The organism is Nioella sp. (assembly GCF_965215655.1).
GTDB lineage: Bacteria > Pseudomonadota > Alphaproteobacteria > Rhodobacterales > Rhodobacteraceae > Nioella.
On the sequence record NZ_OZ244111.1, the window covers coordinates 1,407,459 to 1,433,582 of the forward strand.

At 63.5% G+C, this 26,124-nt stretch carries 30 protein-coding genes; 16 read left to right on the forward strand and 14 right to left on the reverse strand.

Going from position 1 to position 26,124, the window contains the following annotated elements; all coding sequences use genetic code 11:
• Positions 1-69 precede the first annotated feature (69 nt).
• Both cobS and ACOOEX_RS07250 read left to right on the forward strand, forming a co-directional pair.
• On the forward strand, positions 70-1,041 hold the full coding sequence (gene cobS, locus ACOOEX_RS07245; protein WP_306047020.1) for a cobaltochelatase subunit CobS: 972 nt from the start codon (positions 70-72) through the stop codon (positions 1,039-1,041).
• An 11-nt stretch (positions 1,042-1,052) separates the two neighbouring features.
• A complete protein-coding gene (locus tag ACOOEX_RS07250; RefSeq protein WP_420397789.1) occupies positions 1,053-1,787 on the forward strand; it encodes a hypothetical protein in 735 nt (244 codons plus the stop codon).
• Between the two features lie 197 nt (positions 1,788-1,984).
• Here the strand turns inward: ACOOEX_RS07250 and ACOOEX_RS07255 are convergent, their stop codons facing one another.
• Positions 1,985-2,611: a DnaJ domain-containing protein gene (locus ACOOEX_RS07255; RefSeq protein WP_420397790.1), complete on the reverse strand. Its 627-nt coding sequence runs from the start codon at positions 2,609-2,611 to the stop codon at positions 1,985-1,987.
• A gap of 75 nt (positions 2,612-2,686) precedes the next feature.
• Between ACOOEX_RS07255 and ACOOEX_RS07260 the strand changes: the two genes are divergently transcribed.
• Positions 2,687-2,944, forward strand: coding sequence for a BolA family protein (locus tag ACOOEX_RS07260; protein ID WP_420397791.1), 258 nt, complete (start codon positions 2,687-2,689; stop codon positions 2,942-2,944).
• Between the two features lie 2 nt (positions 2,945-2,946).
• Here ACOOEX_RS07260 and ACOOEX_RS07265 read toward each other — a convergent pair whose 3' ends face one another.
• Positions 2,947-3,357 (reverse strand): DUF4177 domain-containing protein, encoded by a 411-nt coding sequence (locus ACOOEX_RS07265; RefSeq protein ID WP_420397792.1) that lies wholly within the window; start codon positions 3,355-3,357, stop codon positions 2,947-2,949.
• A gap of 232 nt (positions 3,358-3,589) precedes the next feature.
• Here ACOOEX_RS07265 and ACOOEX_RS07270 point away from each other — a divergent pair, with 232 nt between their 5' ends.
• Positions 3,590-3,976, forward strand: a complete 387-nt coding sequence (locus ACOOEX_RS07270) for a DUF4087 domain-containing protein (protein WP_420397793.1) — start codon at positions 3,590-3,592, stop codon at positions 3,974-3,976.
• Between the two features lie 70 nt (positions 3,977-4,046).
• Here the strand turns inward: ACOOEX_RS07270 and gatB are convergent, their stop codons facing one another.
• Entirely contained in the window at positions 4,047-5,561 is a 1,515-nt protein-coding gene (gatB, locus tag ACOOEX_RS07275) for an Asp-tRNA(Asn)/Glu-tRNA(Gln) amidotransferase subunit GatB (protein ID WP_420397794.1), read from the reverse strand.
• Positions 5,562-5,898: 337 nt separating this feature from the next.
• Here gatB and ACOOEX_RS07280 point away from each other — a divergent pair, with 337 nt between their 5' ends.
• On the forward strand, positions 5,899-6,492 hold the full coding sequence (locus ACOOEX_RS07280; RefSeq protein WP_420397795.1) for a transglycosylase SLT domain-containing protein: 594 nt from the start codon (positions 5,899-5,901) through the stop codon (positions 6,490-6,492).
• Between the two features lie 61 nt (positions 6,493-6,553).
• Positions 6,554-7,216 carry a lytic transglycosylase gene (locus tag ACOOEX_RS07285; RefSeq protein WP_420397796.1) on the forward strand — a complete coding sequence of 221 codons (663 nt, stop codon included), beginning with the start codon at positions 6,554-6,556 and terminating at the stop codon, positions 7,214-7,216.
• Here ACOOEX_RS07285 and ACOOEX_RS07290 read toward each other — a convergent pair.
• Both ACOOEX_RS07290 and pepN read right to left on the reverse strand, forming a co-directional pair.
• Positions 7,213-7,611: a hypothetical protein gene (locus tag ACOOEX_RS07290; protein ID WP_420397797.1), complete on the reverse strand. Its 399-nt coding sequence runs from the start codon at positions 7,609-7,611 to the stop codon at positions 7,213-7,215. The genes ACOOEX_RS07285 and ACOOEX_RS07290 overlap by 4 nt on opposite strands.
• Positions 7,612-7,678: 67 nt before the next feature.
• Entirely contained in the window at positions 7,679-10,249 is a 2,571-nt protein-coding gene (gene pepN, locus ACOOEX_RS07295; RefSeq protein WP_420397798.1) for an aminopeptidase N, read from the reverse strand.
• Positions 10,250-10,385: 136 nt separating this feature from the next.
• Between pepN and ACOOEX_RS07300 the strand changes: the two genes are divergently transcribed.
• The 4 genes from ACOOEX_RS07300 (at position 10,386) to ACOOEX_RS07315 (ending at position 15,201) form a co-directional block, all read left to right on the forward strand.
• The gene (locus ACOOEX_RS07300) at positions 10,386-10,763 is read left to right on the forward strand and encodes a VOC family protein (RefSeq protein ID WP_420397799.1); all 378 of its coding nucleotides are present in this window, start codon (positions 10,386-10,388) and stop codon (positions 10,761-10,763) included.
• Between the two features lie 3 nt (positions 10,764-10,766).
• Positions 10,767-11,459, forward strand: coding sequence for a helix-turn-helix transcriptional regulator (locus ACOOEX_RS07305; protein ID WP_420397800.1), 693 nt, complete (start codon positions 10,767-10,769; stop codon positions 11,457-11,459).
• Between the two features lie 40 nt (positions 11,460-11,499).
• Entirely contained in the window at positions 11,500-12,984 is a 1,485-nt protein-coding gene (locus tag ACOOEX_RS07310; protein ID WP_420397801.1) for an FAD-binding domain-containing protein, read from the forward strand.
• 120 nt (positions 12,985-13,104) lie between these two features.
• On the forward strand, positions 13,105-15,201 hold the full coding sequence (locus ACOOEX_RS07315; RefSeq protein ID WP_420397802.1) for a malate synthase G: 2,097 nt from the start codon (positions 13,105-13,107) through the stop codon (positions 15,199-15,201).
• Here ACOOEX_RS07315 and ACOOEX_RS07320 read toward each other — a convergent pair whose 3' ends face one another.
• Entirely contained in the window at positions 15,202-15,375 is a 174-nt protein-coding gene (locus ACOOEX_RS07320) for a hypothetical protein (RefSeq protein ID WP_420397803.1), read from the reverse strand.
• Between the two features lie 128 nt (positions 15,376-15,503).
• Here ACOOEX_RS07320 and ACOOEX_RS07325 point away from each other — a divergent pair, with 128 nt between their 5' ends.
• Positions 15,504-15,926 (forward strand): GlcG/HbpS family heme-binding protein, encoded by a 423-nt coding sequence (locus ACOOEX_RS07325; protein WP_420397804.1) that lies wholly within the window; start codon positions 15,504-15,506, stop codon positions 15,924-15,926.
• A 115-nt stretch (positions 15,927-16,041) separates the two neighbouring features.
• Positions 16,042-16,821 (forward strand): gamma-glutamyl-gamma-aminobutyrate hydrolase family protein, encoded by a 780-nt coding sequence (locus ACOOEX_RS07330; protein ID WP_420397805.1) that lies wholly within the window; start codon positions 16,042-16,044, stop codon positions 16,819-16,821.
• On the opposite strand, the gene ACOOEX_RS07335 is transcribed toward ACOOEX_RS07330, so the two are convergent.
• The 6 genes from ACOOEX_RS07335 to purB all read right to left on the reverse strand — a co-directional run bounded on the left by ACOOEX_RS07335 (position 16,805) and on the right by purB (position 21,694).
• A complete protein-coding gene (locus tag ACOOEX_RS07335; protein ID WP_420397806.1) occupies positions 16,805-17,485 on the reverse strand; it encodes a DUF4386 domain-containing protein in 681 nt (226 codons plus the stop codon). The two genes, ACOOEX_RS07330 and ACOOEX_RS07335, sit on opposite strands and share 17 nt — an antisense overlap.
• A gap of 118 nt (positions 17,486-17,603) precedes the next feature.
• Positions 17,604-17,786, reverse strand: a complete 183-nt coding sequence (locus ACOOEX_RS07340; RefSeq protein ID WP_306047035.1) for a hypothetical protein — start codon at positions 17,784-17,786, stop codon at positions 17,604-17,606.
• Between the two features lie 81 nt (positions 17,787-17,867).
• On the reverse strand, positions 17,868-18,926 hold the full coding sequence (locus ACOOEX_RS07345) for a FliG C-terminal domain-containing protein (protein ID WP_420397807.1): 1,059 nt from the start codon (positions 18,924-18,926) through the stop codon (positions 17,868-17,870).
• Between the two features lie 89 nt (positions 18,927-19,015).
• Positions 19,016-19,924 (reverse strand): N-acetyl-gamma-glutamyl-phosphate reductase, encoded by a 909-nt coding sequence (gene argC, locus ACOOEX_RS07350; RefSeq protein WP_420397808.1) that lies wholly within the window; start codon positions 19,922-19,924, stop codon positions 19,016-19,018.
• A 110-nt stretch (positions 19,925-20,034) separates the two neighbouring features.
• The gene (locus ACOOEX_RS07355) at positions 20,035-20,196 is read right to left on the reverse strand and encodes a hypothetical protein (RefSeq protein ID WP_158514326.1); all 162 of its coding nucleotides are present in this window, start codon (positions 20,194-20,196) and stop codon (positions 20,035-20,037) included.
• A 190-nt stretch (positions 20,197-20,386) separates the two neighbouring features.
• On the reverse strand, positions 20,387-21,694 hold the full coding sequence (purB, locus tag ACOOEX_RS07360; RefSeq protein WP_420397809.1) for an adenylosuccinate lyase: 1,308 nt from the start codon (positions 21,692-21,694) through the stop codon (positions 20,387-20,389).
• Positions 21,695-21,778: 84 nt separating this feature from the next.
• Here purB and ACOOEX_RS07365 point away from each other — a divergent pair, with 84 nt between their 5' ends.
• The 3 genes from ACOOEX_RS07365 (at position 21,779) to ACOOEX_RS07375 (ending at position 24,021) form a co-directional block, all read left to right on the forward strand.
• Positions 21,779-22,216 (forward strand): DUF6314 family protein, encoded by a 438-nt coding sequence (locus ACOOEX_RS07365; RefSeq protein ID WP_420397810.1) that lies wholly within the window; start codon positions 21,779-21,781, stop codon positions 22,214-22,216.
• Between the two features lie 29 nt (positions 22,217-22,245).
• Positions 22,246-23,043 carry a hypothetical protein gene (locus ACOOEX_RS07370; RefSeq protein WP_420397811.1) on the forward strand — a complete coding sequence of 266 codons (798 nt, stop codon included), beginning with the start codon at positions 22,246-22,248 and terminating at the stop codon, positions 23,041-23,043.
• Positions 23,044-23,166: 123 nt separating this feature from the next.
• Positions 23,167-24,021, forward strand: a complete 855-nt coding sequence (locus ACOOEX_RS07375; protein WP_420397812.1) for a hypothetical protein — start codon at positions 23,167-23,169, stop codon at positions 24,019-24,021.
• A 21-nt stretch (positions 24,022-24,042) separates the two neighbouring features.
• Here ACOOEX_RS07375 and ACOOEX_RS07380 read toward each other — a convergent pair whose 3' ends face one another.
• Together ACOOEX_RS07380 and ACOOEX_RS07385 are read right to left on the reverse strand one after the other, a co-directional pair.
• A complete protein-coding gene (locus tag ACOOEX_RS07380; protein ID WP_071690311.1) occupies positions 24,043-24,450 on the reverse strand; it encodes a hypothetical protein in 408 nt (135 codons plus the stop codon).
• 69 nt (positions 24,451-24,519) lie between these two features.
• Positions 24,520-25,146 carry a class I SAM-dependent methyltransferase gene (locus ACOOEX_RS07385; RefSeq protein ID WP_420397813.1) on the reverse strand — a complete coding sequence of 209 codons (627 nt, stop codon included), beginning with the start codon at positions 25,144-25,146 and terminating at the stop codon, positions 24,520-24,522.
• A gap of 86 nt (positions 25,147-25,232) precedes the next feature.
• Here ACOOEX_RS07385 and ACOOEX_RS07390 point away from each other — a divergent pair, with 86 nt between their 5' ends.
• Complete coding sequence (locus ACOOEX_RS07390) at positions 25,233-26,120, forward strand: LysR family transcriptional regulator (RefSeq protein WP_420397814.1); 888 nt, start codon at positions 25,233-25,235, stop codon at positions 26,118-26,120.
• Positions 26,121-26,124 lie beyond the last annotated feature (4 nt).

A 26,124-nucleotide genomic window follows, 5' to 3' on the forward strand; every position in this document is an offset into this window, starting at 1 on the left:
GCAGCCCCCCGAAATATCGTGCAACACCAAGCGGCGGAGCCGAAGATACAGCGAGAAGGCACAAGAGCGATGGACAAGATTGTCAAACCCACCGAAGAAATCTCTGTCCGCGATGTGTTCGGCATCGACAGTGACATGAAGGTCAAGGGATTCGAAGAACGCGGCGACCGCGTGCCGGAAATCGACCCCACCTACAAGTTCGACCCCGACACCACGCTGGCGATTCTCGCAGGCTTCAGCCATAACCGCCGCGTGATGATCCAGGGCTATCACGGCACCGGCAAGTCGACCCATATCGAGCAGGTCGCCGCCCGCCTGAACTGGCCCGCCGTGCGCGTGAACCTCGACAGCCATATCAGCCGGATAGACCTGATCGGCAAGGACGCGATCAAGCTGCGCGACGGCAAGCAGGTGACCGAGTTTCACGAGGGTATCCTGCCCTGGGCGCTGCGCAATCCCGTGGCCATCGTCTTCGACGAATATGATGCGGGCCGCGCCGATGTGATGTTCGTGATCCAGCGGGTTCTGGAACATGACGGCAAGCTGACGCTGCTGGACCAGAACGAGATCATCACACCGAACCCCTATTTCCGCCTGTTCGCCACCGCGAACACCGTGGGTCTGGGGGATACGACGGGTCTCTACCATGGCACGCAGCAGATCAACCAGGCGCAGATGGACCGCTGGAGCCTTGTGGCGACGCTGAACTACCTGAGCCACGACGCGGAAACCGCAATCGTCCTGTCCAAAAGCCCGCATTACAACACCGCCGCCGGGCGTCAGACCATCAGCCAGATGGTGACGGTCGCGGACCTGACCCGAACGGCCTTCATGAATGGTGAGCTGTCCACCGTGATGAGCCCTCGGACCGTGATCAACTGGGCGCAGAACGCCGAGATCTTCCGGTCTGTCGGCTATGCCTTCCGCCTGAGTTTCCTCAACAAATGCGATGAGCTGGAACGCCAGACCGTGGCCGAGTTCTACCAGCGCTGCTTTGACGAGGAACTGCCGGAAAGCGCGGCCAGCATGTCATTGGGGTAGCTTAGTCATTTATGAAAAAGCCTCATCTTGTTTCCTTTGCAGACGGTGCTTTTAAGTCACGACGCCCAGTGTTCGAGCGCATGGCACGTGCCAGCGGCTTTTTCTCGCAGATACACGTCCATGGTCTTGAGTCACTGGAGAAAGAATTTCAAAATCGCCATGCACGCTACATGTTGGAAACGGCTCGAGGCTTTGGCCACTGGATTTGGAAACCAAAGGTAATTCAACAGACTCTGGCCAGCGTTTCATCAGATGACATGGTGCTCTACCTTGATGCCGGTTTCACACTCAATTCTCACGCTAAGGCCCGTTTTGTCGAATATGTTGAAATTGCAAGCAGCCATCCAAGCAAGATGCTGTCTTTTATGAATATCTTTACTGAGGCCCATTGGACGAAAGCGGATTTATTCGCCCGTGTCGGATTTTCCTTGTCCTGCCTCGAGGCAAAAACAAGCCAGCTAGGTTCAGGCTTTATTATTGTCGGAAACACGGTCCAAAATCGCGAACTTGTTGATGAATGGGGAAGAATCGCCATTGAAGAAAACTATCATTTCTCTGATGACAGCGACTCCGTTCTCGATAACCACCCCCTGTTTCAAGAGCATCGCCATGACCAAAGCATCTCAAGTTTGCTCAGAAAACAGCACGGAACAGCAGTGACACACTATGAAGTGCAGGGATATGAAGGGCGCTTCGAGCGGATAAAGAAGACTGTTCCGACATGGGCAACCCGGTCTAGGACATAGACAGTAGAAAACCGAACAGTCTGTTTAATCCGGTCGTCCCTAACCGAGATACCGCACCGTTGACACCGAAATCATTCCCGAGCTGGTAACGCTTGCTCTAAAGGCGCGGGTTTTCATCAGCGAGGTGCAGTCTTTCTCTTTTTGACTACCGGAAACCTTGATCCGTTCTATGCCTCCTCGTCATCAGCTCTGCTCGGTCACTTGAAGTTCCGGCTTTCCTTGATCTGATCCCAGGCCCAGACCACTTCTTGCAGTTGCTCTTCCTGGCTGCGGTCGCCGCCGTTCATGTCGGGGTGCAGCACCTTGATCAGCGCCTTGTAGGACTTGCGCACCTCGGCCTTGGTCCAGTGGTCCTTGGCCTCCAAAATCTCGATGGCGCGGCGCTCGGTGGGGGGCAGACGGCGGGTGCCGGTGATGGATTTGCCCGGATTGCGGGTCGCGTTGCCGCCCAGAACCTGATGCGGATCGTCGACACCAAGCCGCGACCAGGCGCGTTCTTCCACCGATTTCTTGAAGCTTTTCGTGGGCCGGTCCCAGACCCGGTCGCGTTCCATCTGGGCTTCCATTTCGGCCTCGGTCGTGCCTTCGAAGAAGTTCCATTTCAGGTTATATTCGCGCACGTGATCCTTGCAGAACCACAGGTAATCATCCAGCACGTCGGGCGATTTCGGTGCGCGGTACTGGCCCGGTTCTTCGCAGCCATCATGCTGGCAGACGCGCTGAGACGTCTCGAACGCACCGGACATGCCGCGCCGTCCGCCCCTGCGTTTCTTCTTGTCGGTGGAGACGCGCAGATCGAAATTGAATGGATCTTTGTCGGCCATTGGACACACCTTCTCGACTCGGAACAGGCAGTCTAAGGTTTTTCGCAGGGGATTGAAGGGGGAGCGACCAGAAAAATGACGCGATCGGAGAAAATCCGCGACCGGCTGGAACGTGCCTTTGCGCCGCACCATCTGGAGGTGATCGACGAGAGCGAGAGCCATCGCGGACATGCAGGGTATCAGGACGGCGGCGAGAGCCATTTTCGCGTGGTGATCGGTTCGGATGCGCTACAGCCGCTGTCCCGGATTGCCCGCCATCGCGCGATTCACGACGCGCTTGGCAAGGGTTTGCTGAATGAAATCCACGCCTTGGCGCTGGTCATCCGGGTCTGACCCTATTCGGCCGCCGCCTCGCGCCGGGGCTTTTCGTCGTCGTCGGTTTCGTCGTCGGAAAGGGCTGTTTCTTGCGTGTCCACATGCTCCGGGTCCGCCGTGTCCTGCTCGGGTGCGGCAAGTGCCAGCGGTTCTTCAGCCTCTTCGAGGGCCGGGGAAGCGGGGTCTTCGGTGGGCTCTTCCAGTGTGCGGCGGAAGACCAGCATGTTGTGATAGACCGTCTGTTTCGAGGCGAGGCCGGAGCGTTCTTCGGTGGGCAGAATATCGGCGCGGACATAGTCCCAGCCCTCTGCGCCAAGCTCGTTCATCAGCGTGGACAGCGCCAGCGCGAACCGGTCTTCGGCGCGTTTCACGCCCTTGGCCTTGAGGCCCCGATTGGGGGCAGGAACCACCTTGTATTCAAATCTGGTCATGCTGGACCCTGACCTCTGAAATCACGTCGGACAAAAGATTAACGGTTCCATCCCACCTGTCAAAGACGGCGTTTGGCACCTGCCGCCCCCCGTACACCGGGCGTACACCCCCTGTACACCCCCCGTGCATACCAAGACGCGCACAGTTGCGGGCAGCTGCATGGTTAAGGGTGCGGCTGCGCAGAGGATCACCCCGGTTGATCCCGGGCGGGCACAGGGGCAATCTAGTCACATGAAACAGTATAGCCTTGCCGTGATCCTTGCCCTTCTCGTGACGCCCGCCGCCGCCGAAACCCGTTGCGGCTGGTTCACCAACCCGACACCCGCCAATGTCTTTCTCGACGATGCCGATGGGGGCTGGACCCTATCCGCGCAGGGACGCGGCGGGGTGCCGGGGTTCGATGAGGCCTGGGCGTCCGAGGGCAGCCCGCAGGAATGGGTGCAGATGCACCCCGCGGGCTATGGCTATGGCTGCGCCTGCGTGGAGGGGGATTTCGGTCCGGTGGGCAGCCAGGAGGTGCTGGACGTGCGGCGGTATTGGCATCGGCCGCTGGCGGCCTGCGCGGAGGATCCGGCGCTGGAGGAGCGGGACCTGGTGCCGATGTGGGAAGGGGATTAGGGCGCGGAAGGTGGGCAAATTGCCCACCCTACGCAGGAAGTGACGGTCGGGCTTATCGGGCTTATCGGGCTTATTCAGCCAGCTTCTTCGCCACCAGTTCGTTTACCGCCTTGGGGTTGGCCTTGCCGCCGGTGGCTTTCATCACCTGACCGACGAACCAGCCCGCAAGCTTGGGGTTTTCCTTTGCCTTGGCGACCTGAGCCGGATTGGCGGCGATGATCTCGTCCACCGCGGCCTCGATGGCGCTGGTATCCGTCACCTGCTTCATGCCTCTTTCTTCGACGATCTGTTCGGGGTCGCCGCCTTCAGTGAAGACGATTTCAAATAGATCCTTGGCGATCTTGCCGGAAATGGCGTCTGATTTGATCAGCCGGATGATACCCGCGAGTTGGGCAGGGCTGACAGGCGAGGCACCAATGGCGAGGTCGTCTTTCTTGAGACGCCCGAAAAGCTCGTTGATCACCCAATTGGCGGCAAGCTTGCCATCGCCGGCCTCACCAGCCACGGCCTCGAAATAGGCGGCATCGGCGGTTTCGGCGGTCAGCACGGAGGCGTCATAGTCCGACAGGCCGAAATCACTGATGAAGCGGGCCTTCTTGGCGTCGGGCAGTTCCGGCAGGCTGGCCGCGATGTCGTCGACCCAGGCCTGCTCAATCTCCAGCGGCAGGAGGTCGGGATCGGGGAAGTAGCGGTAATCATGCGCCTCTTCCTTCGACCGCATGGAGCGGGTTTCGTTCTTGTCCGGGTCGTAAAGCCGGGTTTCCTGCGTGACCTCGCCTCCGCCTTCGACGATTCTGATCTGGCGGCGGGCCTCATACTCGATGGCGGCCTGGATGAAGCGCATGGAGTTCATGTTCTTGATCTCGCAGCGCGTGCCGAGATGGGAGAAATCGCCGGTCTCGCGGTATTTCTCATAGGCGCCGGGCTGACAGATCGAGACATTCACATCGGCGCGCAGGTTGCCGTTCTGCATGTTGCCGTCGCAGGTGCCCAGGTACCGCAGGATCTGGCGCAGCTTGGTGATGTAGGCGGCGGCCTCTTCCGGCCCGCGAATATCGGGGCGGCTGACGATCTCCATCAGCGCGACACCGGTGCGGTTGAGATCGACGAAGGACATGTGCGGGTCCATGTCGTGGATGGATTTGCCCGCGTCCTGTTCCAGATGGATGCGTTCGATGCGCACCAGCCGTGCCGTGCCGTCGCCCATTTCGACCAGCACTTCGCCCTCGCCCACGATCGGGTGGTAGAGCTGGGAAATCTGGTAGCCCTGCGGCAGGTCGGGATAGAAGTAGTTCTTGCGGTCGAAGGCGGAGAAGAGGTTGATCTCGGCCTTGAGCCCCAGACCGGTGCGCACCGCCTGCGCCACGCAATATTCATTGATCACCGGCAGCATGCCGGGCATGCCCGCATCCACGAAGGCGACGTTGGAATTGGGTTCGGCCCCGAATTGCGTGGAGGCACCGGAAAAGAGCTTGGCGTTCGAGGAGACCTGGGCATGCACCTCCATCCCGATGACGAGTTCCCAGTCCTGTTTCGCGCCGGCGATGGTCTTGGGTTTCGGGGTTTCATAGGTCAGGTCGAGCATGGGGCGGTCTCCGTTTCAACGCATTGGGTTCTAGGGCAGGGGGAGGAGCGGAGCAAGGCCGTTTCGCCGCCTTCCGGCGTCGATCCGCAAGCGGCCCTCCTCAACCCCCCGCTTGCGCGGGAGGCCTCGTCGGGCCTCGTTGCCACGGGATATCGGGGAGGGTGGTGATCTGGTCCCGGCGGTGGCCTGGGCGGAGGGGCGGGACGCCTCCGGCGGAGGTATTTGGGCCAAGCTGAAAGGCAGGATCGGCGGGGCTTTGCCGGATTCGAGCGGGGATGGTTCGGAGGCTTTGCTTTGGCGCTGAGGAAGCGCAGAGACGGGCGGTCTGAAACTGTGGATGAGTCTGGCCATGCGGCTGTCTTTCTGTGCCCTCGGGTTTGCTGCCCTTGTTCTTCTGTCGGCTTGTGCCATGTCCGGCCCCGAGCCTGACCCCTTGCCCGCCACGCGCTGGGATCATCGGCCCGAGGCGGAGATGTGGACGCGCGCTTCGCTTGACATGCTGGAAGGGGATGCGGCGGCGCTGACCTCGGTTACACCGTCGGATGTGGAGGGCTGGTGCCCGGGCTACACGGAGGCGCGTGAAGCGGACCGGGCCGCCTTCTGGGTGGGGTTCGTCTCAGCCCTGGCGCGCTATGAGAGCACCTGGGAGCCGGGGGCCGTGGGCGGCGGCGGGCGCTGGTTCGGGCTGATGCAGATCTCTCCCGCCACGGCACGCTATCGGGGCTGTGCGGCCGGGTCGGGCGCGGCGCTGACCGATGGGGCGGCGAACCTGCGTTGTGCGCTGAGGATCATGGCGGTGACGGTGCCGCGTGACGGGGTGGTGAGCCAAGGAACGCGCGGCGTGGCCGCCGATTGGGGGCCGATGCGGCAAGGCCATGTGCAAGCCGAGATGCGCGATTGGCTGCATCAGCAGAGCTATTGCCAGGGCTAGGCGCTTGCCCTTGCCCGCCGGGATCGGGTCGGGCAGCATCCTGGCCAGAGGGGGGAGATGGATGCGTGCACTGATGCTTTGCCTGCTGCTTATGCTGCCCATGCCGGTCACGGGGCAGGATCTGGCGCCCGAGGACAGCCCGCAGCCCGTGCCGCGCCCGGGCTTTGCCCCGGAAACGAGCCCGGCCCCCTTGCCGCGCCCGGACCTGGCCGTGCCCCCGCTGCATTGGGACGAAATGCGCCCGGGAATGGAGGCGCCTGCACGGCCCGGCTGGGGACCGGCCCTGTTTCGGGCGGTGCTTTCTCAGGAAGGTCTGCTCGATCTGGTGCCCGAGGATATCGACGCCTGGTGCCCGGCCTATGCGGATGCGGGGCCGGATCAGCGGGCGGCCTTTTGGGCCGGGCTGGTTTCGGCGCTGAGCTGGTACGAGAGTACCCATCGGCCCGACGCAGTTGGCGGCGGCGGGCGCTGGTTCGGGCTGGTGCAGATCGCGCCGGCGACAGCGCGCTATCGGGGCTGCGCCGTGGGCACGGGCGAGGCGCTGATGAACGGGTCGGCGAACCTGCGCTGCGCGGTGCGGATCATGGCACAGAATGTGGAACGTGATGGCGTCGTGTCGCGGGGCATGCGGGGCGTGGCGGCGGAATGGGGGCCGTTTCACAGCAGCCAGCGACGCGAAGGCATGCGGGGCTGGGTGTCGGAACAGGCCTATTGCAGCGGTTAGAGCGCGCGCACCGGGATGCCGCGATCGGTGGTTTCGCGGATCAGCGCAAGGGTGTTGCGCAGGGCCTGCTTGGGCAGCGAAATCTCAGCCCCCGACCGCAGCACGATGACGGCGCGATCATCGACAAGGCGCAGGTGATCGACGCGGGACAGCGGCAGGTTCTGGCGGGAGAAACCGTTGAAGATCGAGAGGTTTTTCGCACTGTAGCCGATGCCATAGGAGGGGCGCAGCGCGATCTGCAACACGCAGATCAGGATGCAGGGGGCGAGCAGGGCCCAGACCCAGAGCGGCGCGTCCCGTTGCGCTGCCGTGGCCAGCATCACCAGCCCCGAAACCAGCCCCATCCAGGCCAGCCCGGAGCGTTGATGCACCAGAAATGTATGTCCGTTGCTCATGAGAGCAGCATGACCCCGCATTCCGCCCTTTTCATGGCAGAGCCGGGGAAAGGGCGTGAAAACTCGGTCAGCCGGTCAGCATCCGCCCTGTCATTTCAGCCAGGTCGCGGCTGAGCCCGTCTGTTGCGGCGATACGGTCGAGCTGCTCGCGCATGAGGCCCTGCCGGTCCGCATCGTAGCGGCGCCAGGTCTCGAAGGCGGTGGACATGCGGGCGGCGGTCTGGGGGTTGGCCTTGTCGAGCCTGAGAAGCCAGTCGGTCAGGAAGGCATAACCCGCGCCCGTTGGGTCGTGGAAGCCTGCCGGGTTGGCGGCGGTCAGGCCGCCGATGACAGAACGGAAGCGATTGGGGTTTTTCCAATCGAAATCAGGGTGTTCCGTCAGGATCTTCGCGCGGATCACGGCCTCTTCTGGGGCAGCATGGGCGACCTGCATCATGAACCATTTGTCCATGACCAGCCGGTCGCCATGCCATTGCTCGTGGAAGCGTGCGGCGATGTCGGTATCTCCGGCCTCCAGCAGGCAGGCGAAAGCGGCGAGTTGATCGGTCATGTTGGTGGCGGCGTCATATTGGGCGCGGGCGCGAACGGGGCCGTCGAGCGGGGTCAGCAGGCGCAGGGCAGTGTTGCGCAGGGCGCGGCGGCCTGCGGGGCCTGCGTCGCTGCTGTAAAGTCCGTCCGTAACCATCTGGTTGTAAATGGTTTCCAGCGCATCGCGGGCTGTCTCCGCGATGGCATTGGACAGCGCCTTTCGGGTGGTGTGAATCTGCGTCGGATCGGGCACGAGGCCCGCATCGACGCAGCCTTGGGCGATGTCATCCTCCGACGGCAGCGCCAGCGTCAGCGCGCGGAAGGCCGGGTCGAGCCTGTCGTCGCCCGCAACGGTGGTAAGCGCCCGCAAGTAGGCCGCTGCCGGGGGCGTGCCGTCGCGCAGCATGGCGAGGAGGGTTTCGCGGCTGAGCGAGCGGCCCGCTTCCCATTTCGTGAACGGGTCGGTGTCATGGGCGAGCAGCAGCGCGCGGTCTTCGAAACTGGGGCTGTGATCGAGGATCACCGGGGCGGAGAAGCCGCGCAGGAGCGAGGGCACCGGGCGGGACGGCAGATTGTGGAACTGGAAGGCCTGACGCGGCTCCGTCACTTCCAGAACGCGGGTGGGTTCCAGTTCGGTCCCGTCCTCGGCAATCAGGCCCATGGCCACCGGGATCACCAGCGGATGTTTCTCCGCCTGGCCAGGGGTTGGTTTGGTTTCCTGCGTGAATTCAATTCGGTATGTGCCGTCCTTGAAGTCACCCTTGACGCTCAGCCGGGGCGTTCCAGCCTGCGAATACCAGCGCTTGAACTGGGTCAGATCGCGCCCCGTGGCATCCTCGAAGACCTTCAGCCAATCCTCGATCGTGGCGGCCTCTCCGTCATGGCGGGTGAAGTAGAGATCGAGGGCCTTGTAATAGGCCTCATCCCCCACCAGCCGTTTCAGCATGCCAATGACCTCGGCGCCTTTTTCGTAGACCGTCGCGGTATAGAAATTGTTGATCTCGACGAAGCTTTCCGGCCGCACCGGGTGCGCCAGCGGCCCGGCATCCTCGCGGAACTGGCGGGCGCGCAGGCTCAGCACGTCGTCGATGCGTTTCACCGCATGGCCGCGCATATCGCCGGAAAACTGCTGGTCGCGGAAGACGGTCAGCCCTTCCTTGAGGCAAAGCTGAAACCAGTCGCGGCAGGTGATGCGGTTGCCGGTCCAGTTGTGGAAATACTCATGTGCGATGATGCCCTCGATGAACTCGTAATCGCGGTCGGTGGCGGTTTCGGGGCTGGCGAGCACGTATTTGGAGTTGAAGACATTGAGCCCCTTGTTCTCCATCGCGCCCATGTTGAAATCATCGACGGCGACGATGTTGAACACGTCCAGATCGTATTCGCGCCCGTAAACCTGTTCGTCCCAAGTCATGGAGCGTTTCAGCGCGCCCATGGCATAGTGGGTCTTGTCCTCGTCCCCGCGCCGGACCCAGATATTGAGCGCCACCGGGCGGCCCGACATGGTCATGAAATGATCGGAATAGGCCACCAGATCGCCCGCGACGAGGGCAAACAGGTAAGCGGGCTTGGGCCAGGGATCGTGCCATTCCGCAACCGGCCCGTGCCGGTCCACCGGGTTGCCGTTCGACAACAGCACCGGCATCGGGGAATGGATGCGCACGGTGAAGGGGGCCATGACGTCGGGGCGGTCGGGGTAGTAGGTGATCTTGCGAAAGCCCTCGGCCTCGCATTGGGTGCAGTACATGCCGCCCGACATGTAGAGCCCTTCCAGCGCGGTGTTGTCGGCGGGGGCGATTTCCACCTCCGCCTCCCAGATGAAGCCATCGTCCGGCAGCCGGTCGGCGGGCACGGTCAGCGCCGTTTCGGTCAGCTGGTAATCGTTTTCCGAGAGCGCCTCACCGTCGATGGCGGCGGAGATCAGCGTCAGCTTCTCACCGTCAAGCTGCAGGTCGCCCCGCGCCACGGCGGGGTTGCGGGTGAAATGCACGCGCGACCGGACGCGGGTGGCCTTGGGGTCGAGGGTGAAATCGAGCTCCACCAGGTCGATCAGCCAGTTGGGCGGGGTGTAATCGGCAAGGTGAATGGCCTGCGGGGCGGCGTCGCGCATCTTGGGGGCTCCTGTTCTTCTGGCGACAGGGTTTCGCATGCGGCGGGCAGGCGCAAGGGGGATGCTGACAGAATGCTGTCAGCAGGGCTGTGAGAGACAGGGTGCATTCGCTACTCTCACCCGAAAGGACAGACCCATGAGCTTTACCCCAACCCACCCAACCGTCTGGATCGAGCTGCCGGTCAGCGACCTGACCGCCGCGATGGCGTTTTACAGCAAGGCCACCGGCCTGACGCTGGAGCGCATGCAGATGGGGCCCAATGAAACGGCGCTGTTCAAGGCCTCGGATTTCATGACTGGCGTGGCGGGTCATCTCTATGAAGGCAAACCCGCGGGCGATGGCACCGGCCCGACCGTACATCTGGCCGCCGAAGGCACGCTGGAAGAGGCGATGGACCGGGTCACCGCCGCCGGCGGCAAGGTGATTTCACCTGCCATCGAAATCCCGGCGGGGCGCTTCTTCTATGCCACTGATCCCGATGGCAATTCCATCGGCCTGTTCGAGGCCTCGTAAGCCATGCGCCGCGCCGACCGCCTGTTCCAGATCGTGCAGTACCTGCGGGGCGGGCGGCTGGTGACGGCGCAGAAACTTGCTGAGCGGCTGGAGGTCTCGACCCGGACGATCTACCGGGACATCGCGGACCTTCAGTCGACCGGCGTGCCGATAGATGGCGAGGCGGGGGTGGGCTATGTGATGGAGGCGGGCTATGACTTGCCACCGCTGATGTTCACCCATGACGAGGTGACGGCGCTGGTGGCGGGCGCGCGGCTGATCCGGGCCTTTGGGGGTGCCGGGATGGCGCGCGCGGCAGAGGAGGCGTTGGTCAAGATCGGCGCGGTGCTGCCCGAAGAGACGCGCGCAAAAGCGGCCAAGGTGCAGGTTCATGCCATCGGCTGGCGCATTTCGGAGGATTTGCGAGAGTTGATCGACCGGCTGGAAGATGCGGTTGACCGGACTGTCCGCCTGTCCTTTTCCTATCGTGACAAGGACGGCGCCGCCACGCGCCGCACGGTGCGCCCGCTTGGGCTGTGGTTCTGGGGGGCAAGCTGGACACTGGTCGGCTGGTGCGAATTGCGCGACGATTTCCGCATGTTCAGGCTCGACCGGATGGACGATATCGAGGACGGCCCTAGCTTCAAACCAGAGAGCGGCAAACGGTTGCAGGATTTCTATCGCAAGATGGATGCCTGGGGGGAAAAGCACCTCTGACCCCTTCCGCAGATGTTCACTTTATGTTCTGAATTGCGGCATGGGCACGATTCTCTGGTTCAAGCGGGATTTGCGGGTGGAAGATAACCCGGCACTGGCGGCGGCGGTCGGCAGGGGCCTCGTGCTGCCGCTTTATATCGTGGAACCGGACTATTGGGCGCTGCCCGACAGCTCCGCCCGGCAATGGCGCTTCGTGGCCGAAAGCCTTGAGGGCCTGCGGGCCGATCTTGCGCGATTGGGGGCGCCGTTGCTGGTGCGGATGGGCGATGCGGTTGAAGTTCTGGACGGCCTGCGCGCGGCCCATGGCGTGACCCGGCTGGTAAGTCATGAGGAGACCGGCAATCTGTGGACCTTTGCCCGCGACCGGCGCGTGGCGGATTGGGCGCGGGCGCAGGGGGTGGTCTGGCAGGAACTGCCACACCCCGGCATCACGCGCGGGCTAAGCCATCGGAGGGGCTGGCAGGGACGGCGGGACAAGGCGATGCGCGGGGCGCTGGTCGCGGTCCCGGAGGGTCTGATGCCGCATGGGCTCGACCCCGAGGCCATTCCCGACGCGGCGGATCTGCGGCTTGCCTTCGACCCCTGTCCAGGGCGGCAGAAGGGCGGGCGCAGGCGCGGGCTCGACCTGATGGAAAGCTTTCTGGATCGCCGCGCGTCGGGTTACCTGTGGGGCATGTCGTCGCCCGTGACCGCGCCCGAGGCCTGTTCGCGCCTGTCGCCGCATTTGGCCTTCGGCACTTTGTCCCCGCGTGAGGTTGTGCAGGGGCTGGAGGTGCGGCAGCGGCAGGTCGATGCGCCGAGACGGGCGCTGAAGGGGTTTTCATCCCGCATGGCCTGGCGCGATCACTTCATGCAGAAGCTGGAAAGCCAGCCCGAAATCGAGACCCGCTGCCTGCACCCCTTCTACGAGGATCTGCGCCCTCGCACGCCCGATTCAGAGAGGCTGGAGGCCTGGCAATCCGGCGAAACCGGCCTGCCTTTCGTCGATGCCTGTATGCGGCAGCTGATCCATACCGGCTGGATCAATTTCCGCATGCGCGCGATGCTGATGGCGGTGGCGAGCTATCACCTGTGGCTCGACTGGCGGGTGACGGGGCAGCATCTGGCGCGGCTTTTCACCGATTACGAGCCGGGCATTCACTGGCCACAGGCGCAGATGCAATCGGGCACCACCGGCATGAACACGCCGCGCATCTACAACCCGGTGAAACAGGGGCTGGATCAGGACCCGGATGGGCGGTTTGTGCGCCATTGGGTGCCGGAACTGAGGCCCGTGCCCGATGCGCATCTGCACGCGCCCTGGGACTGGGGCGGGGCCGGACGGTTCCTCGGGCGGGCCTATCCGACGCCGGTGGTCGATGCGGTCAAGGCGGCGCGGGTGGCGCGGGCGCAGGTCTGGGCCGTGCGGGGTGAACCGGGTTTCCGCGACACGCGCGATATGCTGCTGGCGCGCCACGCCGCGCCGCGCCCGCACAGGCCAAAACGGCAGGGGCGTGAGGCGCAGCAACTGTCTTTGCCAATTTGAAAGTGTTTTTGGTTCGGAATTCTGACCGCACTTGTTGCCTATAGGAAACTTCCGCTCTAGATCAGGATCGAACGGCATGCGAATGCATACGGCCAGAATGTGATCGGGAAGGATTAGGACATGACCACGCGCAGCGACAAACACGGACTTCAGGTGGATGAGCGCCTCGTGGACTTCATCGAAGCCCGTGCATTGCCCGGAACGGGTGTCTCGGCAGAGGAGTTCTGGGCCGGGCTGAGCGGTCTTGTGCACGATCTGGGGCCGAAGAACCGGGCCCTGCTGCAAAAGCGCGAGGAGATTCAAGCGCAGGTCGATGCCTGGCACGTGGAGCGGCGCGGCCAACCCCATGACGCGGCGGCCTACACCGCCTTTCTGAAAGAGATCGGCTATCTGGTGCCGGAAGGCCCCGATTTTGCGCTGGAAACCGGCCCGACCGACCCCGAGATTGCGCATGTGCCCGGCCCGCAGCTGGTGGTGCCGATCATGAATGCGCGCTTTGCGCTCAACGCGGCGAATGCCCGGTGGGGCAGCCTCTATGATGCGCTGTATGGCACCGATGCCTTGGGGGACCTGCCGGCGGGCAAGGGCTATGACCCCGAGCGCGGCGCGCGGGTTATTGCCTGGGCCAAGGCGTTTCTGGAGGAGGCCGTGCCGGTCGAGGGCGGCTGGTCCTCCGTAACCGACATGGGCGCGCTGACGGCGCATCCGCAATATGTCGGCGCGTCCGAGGATGGATCGGAATATCTTTTCAAGAACAATGGCCTGCACATCATCGTTAAAGTGGACACCAACAGCCCGATCGGCGCATCCGACCCCGCCGGGATCGCCGATGTGATCCTTGAATCCGCCATGTCCACGATCATGGATTGCGAAGACTCCGTCGCCGCTGTCGACGGCGAGGACAAAGTGCTGGCTTACTTCAACTGGCTCGGCCTGATGAAGGGCGACCTGACCGAGGAGGTCAGCAAGGGCGGCAAGACCTTCACCCGCGCGCTGAACCCCGACCGCAGCTTCAGGACAGCCTCGGGTGAGGCGCTGACCCTCAAGGGCCGTTCGCTGATGCTGGTCCGCAACGTGGGCCACCTGATGACCAACCCCGCGATCCTCGACCGAGACGGGCTGGAAATCGGCGAGGGGCTGATGGATGCGATGGTGACCACGCTCATCGCCATGCACGATCTTGGCAAGCCGGGCGGCAATTCCGTCACCGGCTCGGTCTATGTGGTGAAGCCCAAGATGCACGGGCCGGAAGAAGTGGCGTTCGCCGACGAGATTTTCACCCGCGTCGAGGCCGCTTTGCGCCTGCCGCAATACACTGTCAAGCTGGGGATCATGGACGAGGAGCGGCGCACCTCGGTCAACCTCAAGGAATGCATCCGGGCCGCGAAACACCGGGTGGCCTTCATAAACACGGGCTTCCTCGACCGCACCGGCGACGAGATCCATACCAGCATGGAAGCGGGACCGATGCTGCCCAAGGGCGAGATGAAATCGACCCCCTGGATCGCGTCCTACGAGGATCGCAATGTCGATATCGGTCTGGCCTGCGGGTTGCAGGGTAAGGCGCAGATCGGCAAGGGCATGTGGGCGATGCCCGACAGGATGCACGCGATGCTGGAGGCCAAGATCGGCCATCCGCAATCGGGAGCGAACTGTGCCTGGGTGCCGTCGCCGACCGCCGCCACGCTGCATGCCACTCATTACCACAAGGTCGACGTGCTGGCCCGGCAGGAGGAGATCAAGGCCGGTGGCGCACGTGGGACGCTGGCGGATCTGCTGACTATTCCGGTTATGGAGGGGCGCAACCTGTCCGACGATGAGGTGACGCGCGAGATCGAGAACAACGCGCAAGGGATCCTCGGCTATGTCGTCCGGTGGGTCGATCAGGGTGTGGGCTGTTCCAAGGTGCCTGATATCCACGATGTGGGCCTGATGGAGGACCGCGCAACCTGTCGGATTTCGTCACAGGCGCTGGCCAACTGGCTGCATCATGGGATCGTCAGCGAGGAGCGCGTCATGGACGCGATGAAGAAGATGGCAGAGGTGGTGGACCGCCAGAATGCGGGCGATCCCCTCTATCGGCCCATGGCACCGGGATTTGACACGATCGCCTTCAAGGCGGCCTGTGATTTGGTGTTCGAGGGGCGGGTTCAGCCTTCGGGCTACACGGAACCGGTTCTGCACCGCCGGCGGTTGGAGCTGAAGGAAGCGGGCTGATCAATCTCCGCCGTCAGAGTCCGAGTCGTCGGATGACAGGGAGAAGAGCGACAGGCTGCCGGTGAGGCTAAAAAGACCCGGCTTGCGGAGGCGCCCGCCGAGGATGCGCCGCAGAAGGGCGAGTACAACGAGCGCAAAGGCCAGGATGATGAGCGCGGTTTCGAGCCTGTCCATGGCAAGCCCTCCGACTTGGTCGCATTGCGGCCAGCCTATGGTTTGTGAGTATTTTTGCCAAGAAGAAGGCGCATCCGGGGGTCCTCTGATGGGGACAGGCGCGCCGTTAACCTAAATGGGGTGTTAAGATGATCACTCTCGACCAAGCTAAGACGATGATTTCCGTGGCCCGTGATACCGGCCGCGAACTGGGGCTGAAGCCGCTGTCGGTGGCGGTTCTGGACGCGGGTGGGCATCTGCTGGCCTTTGAGCGTGAGGATGGGGCCAGTCCGGGCCGGTTCGAGATCGCGCGCGGCAAGGCCTATGGCGCGGTGATGCTGGGAATGCCCGGCAGTGCGCAGATGGCGCGGGCCGAGGATCAGGCCTATTTCATGGCGGCGATGAACGGCGCCTTCGATGGCAAGGTGGTGCCGGTGCCAGGTGGCGTGCTGGTCAAGGACGCATCGGGCGCCGTGATCGGGGCCGTGGGCGTGACGGGCGACACGTCCGACAACGATGCCAAGGCGGCGGTGGCTGGCATCATCGCAGCGGGGCTCAGCCCGGTGGCATGAGCGCCCATTTCTCAGGCAGCGCACAGTCTGCGGGTCGGTTGTGCGCTGACGCTGCTTTCCTCGCGTGCGGCAGCGGCGTATATGCTTGGGAAAGCGCTGAAATCAGAGGGTATCCATGCGGCGACCGGTCATCGGCATCATCGGCAATCATCACCTGATCAACGATCAGTACCCGACCCATGCGGGCGGTACGATGAATTCCGAGGCGATTGCCGAGGTCTCCGATTGCGTGCCGCTGCTGATCCCCGCCGATCCGCGATATGCGGCGACGGCGGAACTGCTGGAGATTTTCGACGGGTTTCTCTTCACCGGCGGGCGACCCAATGTCCACCCGGAGGAATATGGCGAGGACCCGACCGAGGCGCATGGGGCCTTCGACCGCTGCCGGGATGCGGTCAGCCTGCCACTGATCCGCGCCTGCGTCGAGCGGGGGCAGCCCATTCTGGGGGTCTGTCGCGGCTTTCAGGAGGTGAACGTGGCCATGGGCGGCACGCTCTACCCCGAGATCCGCGATCTGCCGGGGCGGATGAACCACCGGATGCCACCCGATGGCACCCTGGAGGAAAAATTCGCCCTGCGCCACGCGGTCAGGTTCAGCGAAGGGGGACCGTTTCACCGTCTGATGGGCGCAAGAGAGGTCATGACCAACACGCTGCACGGGCAGGGGATCAAACGCCCCGGCGCGCGGGTGGTGATCGACGGGCAGGCCGAGGACGGCACGCCCGAAGCAATCTATATTGCCGATGCGCCGGGATTTACCCTGTCGGTGCAGTGGCACCCGGAATATCGGGCCGCCGAAGACCCGGTCTCGCGGCCACTGTTCGAGGCGTTCGGACGCGCGGCGCGGGCCTGGGCTGATGGGAAGCGCACGGTTCCGGTCAAGGGCGTGGCGTAAACGTCTGCGCTGCGCGAAAAAGAAGCCAGAGACAGAAGGCAAGCTCGGCCAATAGTGGAACCACATAGGCTGGTTCGAAAGCCGCAACGCCCCCCGGAGCGATGATGCGCAATGCAGCGCCGGCGACATAGACCGGTGCCGCGCCCGCCATAAGCCAGCCGATCCAGCGGGGCAGGCCAGGCGATTGTAGCAGGATCAGCGCCAGCAACCCGCAAGAAACGCCGAAGAAAGCTAAGCCAAGATCATAGCCCTGCGCTTGCAGCAAAAGGCTTGCCAAACTCAGCGCCTCGCGCCCCGGCAGATCACCAGGCAGGGTCAGCAGCGTCAAAGCCATGGTCTGGTTGAACAGGTTCGCACCCAGGATCGCCGCCTGAACCATGCGAAAGGCGCTCATCAGGGCCGCAAGAACCGGGCTGATCGGCGCAAAAATCAGGTAGATCAGGCAGGCCAGAGCCACATCAGACAGGATCATCACCAGATCGAGCAACAATGACAGCCGAAATCCCGTCATGTTCGCGCTGATATTGATGGCGGTTTGCAGGGCGTTGTCGGGGGCCAGCAGGGGGCCACGCAAAAGCAACTCGGAACTCAGGCCCGTGACGATGATCACGAGGTAGAGCAAGCCCGCAGCTTTGGCGAGCCGAAACAGAATGGGGCGGGGCATGACGGCATCCTTTGGCAAATGTGGATCAGATGCCCTAGGGTCTACGCCCTATCGCCTCATACGTTAATTGCTGAATTTCGTCATCATACCATGCATAAATGCATGGAATGCGCGTCTTTCAGGTCGATTTCGGACCGCGCAGCTCCTTGATATGTCCGCGGATAGACCGCCATTTCTGCGCCTCCTCGACATTCCCGGCGTTTTCTTCCGCCAGGGCTTTTTGTGCCGCCTCCGCCTCTGCCTTGTCGCCATGGGCGTTGTAGAGCGCATGGGCATATTGGATCAGATCGCTGGTTCCCATTCCGGTATCCTCCTTGGATCAAGGGTCGTTCAGGGTGGGCACCCATGATGATCCATGGGGCGCGTCCCGGTCAAGGGCGCGCTACTCCTCATCCTCGAGCAGGCGGATTTCGCCGTTTTCGGCCAGATCGCGGATCGCGGTGACAAGTTCCGCCATTGCGGCCTCACCTTCGGGGCCACGCACCTTGCCGCGTGCCTCTGCGTCGTCGCGCAGCTGTTCGGCCATGCGTTTGGACATGTTCTCCAGCAGGAATTCGACCGCCACCGGCGCGGCTTCCATCGCGGCGGCAAGGGCCACGGTTGTGGTTTCCGCATCCAGCGCCCGCATGACCTTGGGCACGTCTTTCTGGTCCAGCCGCTTGGGGATGTGTTCGAAGGTGAAGATCGCCTTGCGCACCAGACCGGCGAAATCTGCGTCCGCCCCGTCGAGCCCTTCGAGCACCTTGTCGCGGGTCGCCGCAGCGGCGGCGTTCAGGATCGCGCCTACCCGGTCGGCGGGGGCACTGGCAAAGGCGGGGGTCGGCTGTGCCTGCAACTGATCCAGCAGGGACCGCCCGACGCGGGCAATGATGTCTTCCCCGATGGTCGAGGTCAGGGCGACCGCGTGGGCGACCACATGGCCCCGATCCTCCGGCAGGTCAGACAGCAGAGCAGCGGCCTTGGCGACCGGCAGCTTGGACAGCAGAATCGCACAGATCTCGGCGCTTTCGCGGGCCAGGATGGGTTTCAGCCGCTCGGGCTCGGTCGCGGCGATCCGGCGCCAGGGATCGGGCGGTCCGTCGCCCTCCGCCAGTTCCGCGATCCGCTCGCGCGCTTCCTCCGACAGGTGATCGCGCACCATGTCGAGCGCGCCCGCGACGCTGCACGGAAAAGTCAGGCCAAGCGTATCGAGCGCATGGGCGAATTCCCGCGCCACGGCAGAGAGCGTGTCCCGGTCCACCGGACCGAGCGCTGCCAGACGGCGCACCAGTGTCTCCTGCTGGCGTAGCGAGAGGCCAGTCAGCCGCGGCATCGCCCCCTCGGACAGCAGCAGCCGCACGATCACCGCTGCCTTGTCGGCATTCGACATCCGCAGCGGCGGCGCGGGCGCGTCCACAAGTCTTTCGGTCAGTTGCATATTCAGCCCCACATCTGTTGTCACTCACCCGTCAGGCAGGATCGGAGAACAGGGGTTAAGGGCCGGTAACCCGCCGCAGGGAAAGCGCGGCGGGTTTTGCTAAAATCGCACCGTTACAGACCCGCGTCTTCGGGTGCACCGATCATCAGGTTGAGGTTCTGCACGGCGGTGCCGGACGCCCCCTTGCCCAGATTGTCGAGCGTGGCGGTCACGGTCATGATCCCGGTCTCGTCACTGCCGTGAACCGAGATTTCCATCCGGTTCGTTCCGTTCATCGCCCGCGCATCCAGACGCGCCGGGGCAGGGACGAGGTCGACGAAGCGGGCAGAGGCGTAGAAAGCGCGGAATGCCTCTTCCAGCTTTGCCATGCCAGGCGCGCCCGTCATCGCGTCACGATGCAGATGCAGCTGCACGATCATGCCCTGCGCGTAGTTGCCAACCGCGGGCTGGAACGCGGGCTGCCGGGTCAGGCGGCCATAGCGCATGATTTCGGGCACATGTTTGTGGCTCTGGCCTGTGGCATAGAGGAAATAGGCGGGGGCGGTGCCCGCGTCATATTCCGCGATCAGCGCCTTGCCGCCGCCGGTATAGCCCGAGGTGCCCGTCAGCACCAATGCATCCTCTTCAGACAGGAACCCGGCATCGCGCAGGGGCCGGATCAGCGCGATCGACCCGGTGGCGTAGCAGCCCACATTGGCCACCCGCGCGGCCCCGGCAATGGCCTCGGCCTGACCGGGCAGTTCCGGCATGCCATAGACCCAGTCATCGGCGACCCGATGCGCGGTCGAGGCGTCGATGATCCGGCAGTCACCGGCCAGCGAAACGGCTTCGATGGCGGCGGCGTCGGGCAGGCACAAAATCGCCACATCGGCCTTTGCAAAGGCCTCGGCGCGGGCATCCGCATCCTTTCGGCGCTCATGCTCCACCTGGACAAGCGTGATATCCGCCCGGCCCTGGAGCCGTTCGAGAATCTGCAGGCCGGTCGTGCCGGCCTCACCGTCGATGAAGACCTTCGCCGTCATGGGCTGTTCCTTTGTGGTCAAGTGGTGGTGGGGGAGGTAGCGCGTTTCAAGACAAGGCTCAACGCCAAAGCGCGGGCCTTGTCACAGCACGTCTGAAAAGGGGAATGGGGTCAGCTGCTGACCGAGGTCTCGCAGCGCCCGGTTACTGGGTCCCAGGTCGTGCCATCCATGCAGCTGGCTCGTCGGTCACCATGCTCGCAGCCCGATTGGGCCAATGCCGCCACAGGCGACAGGGCGAAGGTCAGGGCGATGATCAAAGCGGCGGGGCGCATGGGGGCCTCCTGCTTGGGAAATCTGCGACGCATGTCGATGCGGGAAAAATACTAGCACTAAATCTCGTGCGCGCGAAGCCCCGCACACCCAATTTGTCTTCCGCCTTCATCTTGGCAGAAATACCTCAGGGGGGTGCGGGGGAGGATCCCCCCGCGGATCGACGCCGAAGGCGGCGACCCTCCCTCAGTATCAGTCCTCGCCGAAGACGCGCGCAAAGATCGTGTCCACGTGCTTGGTGTGGTAGCCCAGATCGAACTTCTCGTTGATCTCGTCCTCCGACAGGGCCGCGCGTACCTCGTCATCGGCCAGCAGCTCCTCGCGGAAGTCGGTGCGGTGATCCCAGACTTTCATGGCGTTCCTTTGCACCAGCCGATAGGCGTCCTCGCGGGAAACACCCGCTTGCGTCAGCGCCAGCAACACCCGCTGCGACATCACGAGGCCGGGGAATTTGTTCATATTGTCCAGCATGTTCTGCGGGTAGACCAGCAGCTTGTCGATGACACCAGTCAGGCGGGCCAGCGCGAAGTCGAGCGTGACGGTGGCATCCGGCCCGATCATCCGTTCGACCGAAGAATGAGAGATGTCGCGTTCATGCCAGAGCGCCACGTTCTCCATCGCCGGAATGACCGCCATGCGTACGAGGCGGGCCAGCCCGGTCAGGTTTTCCGTCAGCACCGGGTTCTTCTTGTGCGGCATGGCGGACGAGCCCTTTTGCCCCATCGAGAAGAACTCGGCCGCTTCCAGCACCTCGGTGCGCTGCATGTGGCGGATCTCGATGGCGATGTTCTCGATGGAACTGGCCACAACGCCAAGGGTGGCGAAGAACATCGCGTGGCGGTCGCGCGGGATGACCTGGGTGCTGATCGGTTCGGGCACGAGGCCCATCTTGTCGCAGACATGCTCCTCGACCGCCGGGTCGATATTGGCGAAGGTGCCGACCGCGCCGGAAATGGCGCCCGTTGCGATCTCGGCCCGCGCGTCACGCAGGCGGCTGAGGTTGCGGTCCATCTCGGCATAGAAGCGCGCGAAGGTCAGGCCCATGGTGGTGGGTTCAGCGTGGATGCCGTGGCTGCGGCCGATGCGGACGGTGTCCTTGTGTTCATAGGCACGTCGCTTCAAGGCCGCCAGCAGCGCCTCCACATCCGCAATCAGGATATCGGCGGCGCGCACCAGCTGCACATTGAGCGTGGTGTCCAGAACGTCCGACGAGGTCATGCCCTGATGCACGAAACGCGCTTCTTCGCTGCCCACATGCTCGGCCAGATGGGTCAGGAAGGCGATCACGTCATGCTTGGTGACGGCCTCGATCTCGTCGATGCGGGCGACGTCGAACTCCACGTCCTTGGCCTTCCACACGGCCTCGGCATTCTCGCGTGGGATGACACCCAGATCGGCCTGCGCGTCGCAGGCATGGGCCTCGATCTCGAACCAGATGCGGAACTTGGTTTCCGGGCTCCAGATGGCGACCATTTCGGGGCGGGAATAACGGGGGATCATGGGGCGCAGCCTTGCCTTTGAGGAGGAGTTGGCGTCCTCTTAAGGGCAGAGGAACCTAACCACAAGTTAAGGGGTGTCGCAGGGATGGGGCTGAGCCTTGCCGATTTCGAAGGTCGCTGGCGTCTGAGCCGCCGGATCGACGATGCCCGCGCCGGGCTGACCGGGCGGCTGGAGGGCGAGGCCCTGTTCGTGGCGGGGCAGGGCGGGCTGGTTCTGACCGAGACGGGCCGCTTGCGCTACGGAGATGGCCCGCCCTTGCAAGCCGAACGCCGCTATCTCTGGCGCGAGGAGGCAGGCGGGATCGCGGTGTTTTTCGAGGACGGTCGGCCCTTTCACTGGTTCTCGTCCGATGCGCCCGAGACCCACCACGATTGCCCCCCGGACCTCTACCATGTGCGCTATGATTTCAGCGCCTGGCCAGAGTGGAGCGCTGTCTGGCAGGTCTCAGGCCCGCGCAAGGATTACGTGATGGAGAGTCATTATACGCGCGTCACCGGTTGCGGGGGCGTGCCGGAACGTTAATCTGCGGTAAAGATTAAGGGGATTTGGTCATGCGTGTTTTGGGAATGAGCCTTTGTATTGTCGTCGCCGGATGGGCCGGTCCCGTTGCGGCGCAGGGAATGGAATGGGTCTATACCAGTTGGACGCCGGTGCCCGGCGAACCGCCGTCGATCTCGCTCGATTATGGCGTGGCCTATACCGACATTGTTCAGTTCAGCCTGAACTGCAATGCCGGGTCCGCAGGGTCGACGGCAGATGTGGATTTCTTCTCCAATACTGGCGCAATGCCGCATGGCAGCCCTGTCACGGTGTCAGTCGTGTCCACCGGGCAAGGGCCTTTGCAGATTCCGGCGCAGGTTTTTGCATGGGAGACCGGCCATACGGGCGCGCGGGTCGAGTTGCCGATGTCGCATCCTTTCTTCGCGGTGCTTCAGAACGGGTCGGGCCTGTCCTTTCAGCTGGCGGGCCAGCAGGGCATCGCGCTGCCGACCGGGGCGGGCCGGGGCGACATCACCCGGTTCGTCAATGAGTGTTCGGCCCTGTCGCCCAATACGCCCCCGGCAAACCCCGCCGCACCGCTGAGCTGCGACAGCTATGGCAATGCACGGTCGCTGTCCGGCGAAGTGCCGCAGCAGGTTACCTTTTCCAATACGAGCAATGCGGCCCGAGTGTTGTTCTGGATCGACTATGAGGGCCAGCCCACGCAGATCGCGATTGTGGAGCCGGGGCTTTGGGTGACGATTGACAGCTATCTGACCCATCCTTGGCTGATCACGGATATGGAGGGCATGTGTCAGGACGTGATGGTGCCGCAGGCCGGGCAGGATCGCTACGATATCCCCAACTAATGGCTGGCAAGTGCCGGGTTGCGCAACATTTCTAAATATGTGTCGAATTAACACTATCAATCTTCTGGAAGCTGATTTAGGGTGCGAGTCATTGACCTGATCATCCATACAGAAAGCCTTTCCATGCCCCGTTTTCCCCTGATCCTCGCCAGCGCCGCCGTGGCGCTTTCCTCTGTCAGCGCCCATGCTCAGCAGGGCTATCTCTGGCAGGATTATATCGACCTTGCCCAGAACCCGTTCGAGTCCCATGTCTCGCTGGTCTATGGCGTGCCCGAAACCGACGACCTGCAATTCTTTGCGAGCTGCCAGATCGGCGCGGGCGGCACCTATGCCTCTGTTCAGATCGTGGCCGATACGGCGGGTTTGCCCAATGGCGCGCCTGTCTCGCTGTCCTTTACCGATGGGGCCGGGGCAGGAACGATCCTGGACGGCACGATCATCGGTGTGAATGCCGAGTTTGGCGTCACCGGCGTCGAACTGGCGCTGGAGCTGGACGATGCCCTGTTCAACCTCATGCGCGCCCGCGATTTCCTGAGCTACGCCATTCCCGGCGGCCAGGGGTTCGAAATGCGCACCGCAGGCGTTGCTGGCCCGTTGGACAGCTTCCTGACCGCTTGCGCCGATCCGGTGGCCGGGACCGCCCCGGTCACGGGCGGTGAGCTGCCGCCGCCCGCCGGTGACGCACATGGCTGTGAAATGCTGGGGCAGGTCCTGTCGCTGAACGGCAACCAGCCGCAGCAGATCACCCTGACCAACATGACCGACGGCTATCGCGGCGTCGTCTGGATCGACTACCAAGGCAACTTTGTCGATATGGGCGGGCTGAATGCCGGGGAGTCGATGACCATCGACAGCTATGTCACCCACCCGTTCATGATCACCGATGGTCCGGGCAACTGCCTTGAGGTGATGGTGACGACCGGCGGGCAGCCCAGTTATGCGATTTCCGCGCCGGGGCAGTTCTTTGGTAACGAATGACCGCGTAGGGCGGCTCAGGCCCTAACCTTTGTCGCCCTTCATCAGCCGGTCGGCCTTCTTGCGCACCAGAACGCTGCGCAGGTCGTGCATGGCCATCAGCAGCCGGTCGGTGACGTCTTCCAAAGCGGCGTCATCGGCGCGGCTTTGCGCCCATTGGGCGGTCAGGTTCAGGTGGTCGATGGTGCGGTGAATGTCATCGAGGTCGCGCCGGGCCAGCAGCGCCTCGCGCTCGGCCATCCAGTCGGCGATGACGCGGGTTTCCTCAGGCGTGAGAACATGGTCGCCATGGGGCTTTACCCGGCCATTCTTGATGTTTACCACCGCGATCTCGTTCATCTCGATCCGCCGCTGGCGGTTCTGGGTATCGACGCGATAGACCGCCGCCCCGTTTTCGCGGACCCGGAAATAGAACTCTGGTAACTCTGACATGAAACGCGCCCCGCCGGTCTGGCCAATGGCGGCCAATCTAGAAACGGGGCGCGACGCTGTCAAAGCCTGTCAGAGCTTGCGAGCCACGAAATAGGGGCGCTTGGCAGAGTTGTTGAAATCCTGAACGTCGGTGATCTCGAACCCGGCGGCCTCGATCCGCGCGCGCAGCCGGTCGCCTGACAGGTAGAGCACATGCGGGGCCTTGCCGAACAGCTGCATGGTGGCGATGAGCGGCCGGAACGGGGACAGCGGCCCACCAAGGCAGACGGTCTTGGAGATCAGCAGACCGCCGGGCGCCAGACGATCATGCATTTCCGCAAGCCCCGCATCGAGATCATCCAGCAAGTGCAGGGCATTAAAGGCCAGCACCGCGTCAAACGGCCCCTCTGGCAGCACCCCCTGATCCGCCGCCGCGCGCTGGAAGCTGAGGTTTTGCAGGCCCGCGTCCCAGCATTTTTCCCGCCCGATTTCGACCATCTTGCCCGAGACATCCGTGGCCACATATTCCGCGACGGCAGGGGCCAGTTCAATCGCGGTACTGCCGGTGCCACAGCCGATCTCCAGCACCCGGTCGCCGGGTTTGAGATAGCTGCGCGTGTGATCGAGTGTTGTCTGGTAGGCGGCGATGTCCTTCACCGGTTGGGCGGCGTATTTCGGTGCGATCTTGTCCCAGAAGGCGGTGGCGGTGGCTGTCATGGCGTGTCTCCTTTGACGGCAGGAGGTATCGGGCAGTCAGTCTAAAAGAAATTGCAGAAATTCGCAGTCGGTTTATACGGATATGCATGAATTGGGCCGCGATCTCTTTCGACTGGAACCAGGTGCGGGCCTTCCTTGCCACGGTGGAGGAGGGCACGCTGTCGGGCGCGGCGCGGGCTTTGCGGCTTACGCAACCGACGCTCGGTCGGCAGGTGGCGGCGCTGGAGGAAAGCCTGAACATCACCCTGTTCGAACGCGTCGGCAAAAGCCTGATCCTGACGCAGGCCGGCATGGACCTGCTGGAACATGTGCGCGCCATGGGGGAGGCGGCGAACCGGATCTCGCTGTCGGCTGCGGGTCACGTGCAGGAGGTGCGGGGCGAGGTGCGTATTTCGGTCGCCGATGGCTATGCCGCGTATATCCTGCCCGATATCCTGAAGCGTCTGCGCAAGGAAGCGCCCGGTCTGACCATTGAAATCCTTGCAGAAAACCGGGTGTCGGACCTGCGCAGGCGCGAGGCGGACATTGCCATCCGCCATATGCGGCCCGAAGACCCGGAGCTGATCGGCAAGCGCCTGCGCGACGGGACCGGCAGCTTCTACGCGTCAAAAGAGTGGCTGGACCTAAACGGGCGGCCGTCGACCATGGCCGATCTGGAAACCATCGAAATGGTGGGCATCGACCAGCCGGAACGCATGGTGGCGGAGTTGAACAAGCGTGGCATTCCGGTCAGCCATGTCAATTTCCCCATCCGCACGCTGAACTCGGTCGTCGCTTGGGAAATGGTGCGGCGGGGCCTTGGCGTCGGCGTAGGATCGGACCTTGTGGCCGCAGGCACGCCAGAAGTGGAACGCCTGCAGATCGAGGGGCTTGCCCCCATCACCTTCCCGAACTGGCTGGTCACGCATCGCGAATTGCGCAACAGCCGCCGCATCCGCGTGGTGTTCGACATGCTGGCAGAGGAACTGGGGTAGCGGC

Excerpts from the sequence above, each read along its gene's own strand:
- cobS (WP_306047020.1), top strand. The coding sequence starts at position 70 with ATGGACAAGATTGTCAAACCCACCGAAGAAATCTCTGTCCGCGATGTG.
- ACOOEX_RS07250 (WP_420397789.1), top strand. The coding sequence starts at position 1,053 with ATGAAAAAGCCTCATCTTGTTTCCTTTGCAGACGGTGCTTTTAAGTCA.
- ACOOEX_RS07255 (WP_420397790.1), bottom strand. The coding sequence starts at position 2,611 with ATGGCCGACAAAGATCCATTCAATTTCGATCTGCGCGTCTCCACCGAC.
- ACOOEX_RS07260 (WP_420397791.1), top strand. The coding sequence starts at position 2,687 with ATGACGCGATCGGAGAAAATCCGCGACCGGCTGGAACGTGCCTTTGCG.
- ACOOEX_RS07265 (WP_420397792.1), bottom strand. The coding sequence starts at position 3,357 with ATGACCAGATTTGAATACAAGGTGGTTCCTGCCCCCAATCGGGGCCTC.
- ACOOEX_RS07270 (WP_420397793.1), top strand. The coding sequence starts at position 3,590 with ATGAAACAGTATAGCCTTGCCGTGATCCTTGCCCTTCTCGTGACGCCC.
- gatB (WP_420397794.1), bottom strand. The coding sequence starts at position 5,561 with ATGCTCGACCTGACCTATGAAACCCCGAAACCCAAGACCATCGCCGGC.
- ACOOEX_RS07280 (WP_420397795.1), top strand. The coding sequence starts at position 5,899 with ATGAGTCTGGCCATGCGGCTGTCTTTCTGTGCCCTCGGGTTTGCTGCC.
- ACOOEX_RS07285 (WP_420397796.1), top strand. The coding sequence starts at position 6,554 with ATGCGTGCACTGATGCTTTGCCTGCTGCTTATGCTGCCCATGCCGGTC.
- ACOOEX_RS07290 (WP_420397797.1), bottom strand. The coding sequence starts at position 7,611 with ATGAGCAACGGACATACATTTCTGGTGCATCAACGCTCCGGGCTGGCC.
- pepN (WP_420397798.1), bottom strand. The coding sequence starts at position 10,249 with ATGCGCGACGCCGCCCCGCAGGCCATTCACCTTGCCGATTACACCCCG.
- ACOOEX_RS07300 (WP_420397799.1), top strand. The coding sequence starts at position 10,386 with ATGAGCTTTACCCCAACCCACCCAACCGTCTGGATCGAGCTGCCGGTC.
- ACOOEX_RS07305 (WP_420397800.1), top strand. The coding sequence starts at position 10,767 with ATGCGCCGCGCCGACCGCCTGTTCCAGATCGTGCAGTACCTGCGGGGC.
- ACOOEX_RS07310 (WP_420397801.1), top strand. The coding sequence starts at position 11,500 with ATGGGCACGATTCTCTGGTTCAAGCGGGATTTGCGGGTGGAAGATAAC.
- ACOOEX_RS07315 (WP_420397802.1), top strand. The coding sequence starts at position 13,105 with ATGACCACGCGCAGCGACAAACACGGACTTCAGGTGGATGAGCGCCTC.
- ACOOEX_RS07320 (WP_420397803.1), bottom strand. The coding sequence starts at position 15,375 with ATGGACAGGCTCGAAACCGCGCTCATCATCCTGGCCTTTGCGCTCGTT.
- ACOOEX_RS07325 (WP_420397804.1), top strand. The coding sequence starts at position 15,504 with ATGATCACTCTCGACCAAGCTAAGACGATGATTTCCGTGGCCCGTGAT.
- ACOOEX_RS07330 (WP_420397805.1), top strand. The coding sequence starts at position 16,042 with ATGCGGCGACCGGTCATCGGCATCATCGGCAATCATCACCTGATCAAC.
- ACOOEX_RS07335 (WP_420397806.1), bottom strand. The coding sequence starts at position 17,485 with ATGCCCCGCCCCATTCTGTTTCGGCTCGCCAAAGCTGCGGGCTTGCTC.
- ACOOEX_RS07340 (WP_306047035.1), bottom strand. The coding sequence starts at position 17,786 with ATGGGAACCAGCGATCTGATCCAATATGCCCATGCGCTCTACAACGCC.
- argC (WP_420397808.1), bottom strand. The coding sequence starts at position 19,924 with ATGACGGCGAAGGTCTTCATCGACGGTGAGGCCGGCACGACCGGCCTG.
- ACOOEX_RS07355 (WP_158514326.1), bottom strand. The coding sequence starts at position 20,196 with ATGCGCCCCGCCGCTTTGATCATCGCCCTGACCTTCGCCCTGTCGCCT.
- purB (WP_420397809.1), bottom strand. The coding sequence starts at position 21,694 with ATGATCCCCCGTTATTCCCGCCCCGAAATGGTCGCCATCTGGAGCCCG.
- ACOOEX_RS07365 (WP_420397810.1), top strand. The coding sequence starts at position 21,779 with ATGGGGCTGAGCCTTGCCGATTTCGAAGGTCGCTGGCGTCTGAGCCGC.
- ACOOEX_RS07370 (WP_420397811.1), top strand. The coding sequence starts at position 22,246 with ATGCGTGTTTTGGGAATGAGCCTTTGTATTGTCGTCGCCGGATGGGCC.
- ACOOEX_RS07375 (WP_420397812.1), top strand. The coding sequence starts at position 23,167 with ATGCCCCGTTTTCCCCTGATCCTCGCCAGCGCCGCCGTGGCGCTTTCC.
- ACOOEX_RS07380 (WP_071690311.1), bottom strand. The coding sequence starts at position 24,450 with ATGTCAGAGTTACCAGAGTTCTATTTCCGGGTCCGCGAAAACGGGGCG.
- ACOOEX_RS07385 (WP_420397813.1), bottom strand. The coding sequence starts at position 25,146 with ATGACAGCCACCGCCACCGCCTTCTGGGACAAGATCGCACCGAAATAC.
- ACOOEX_RS07390 (WP_420397814.1), top strand. The coding sequence starts at position 25,233 with ATGAATTGGGCCGCGATCTCTTTCGACTGGAACCAGGTGCGGGCCTTC.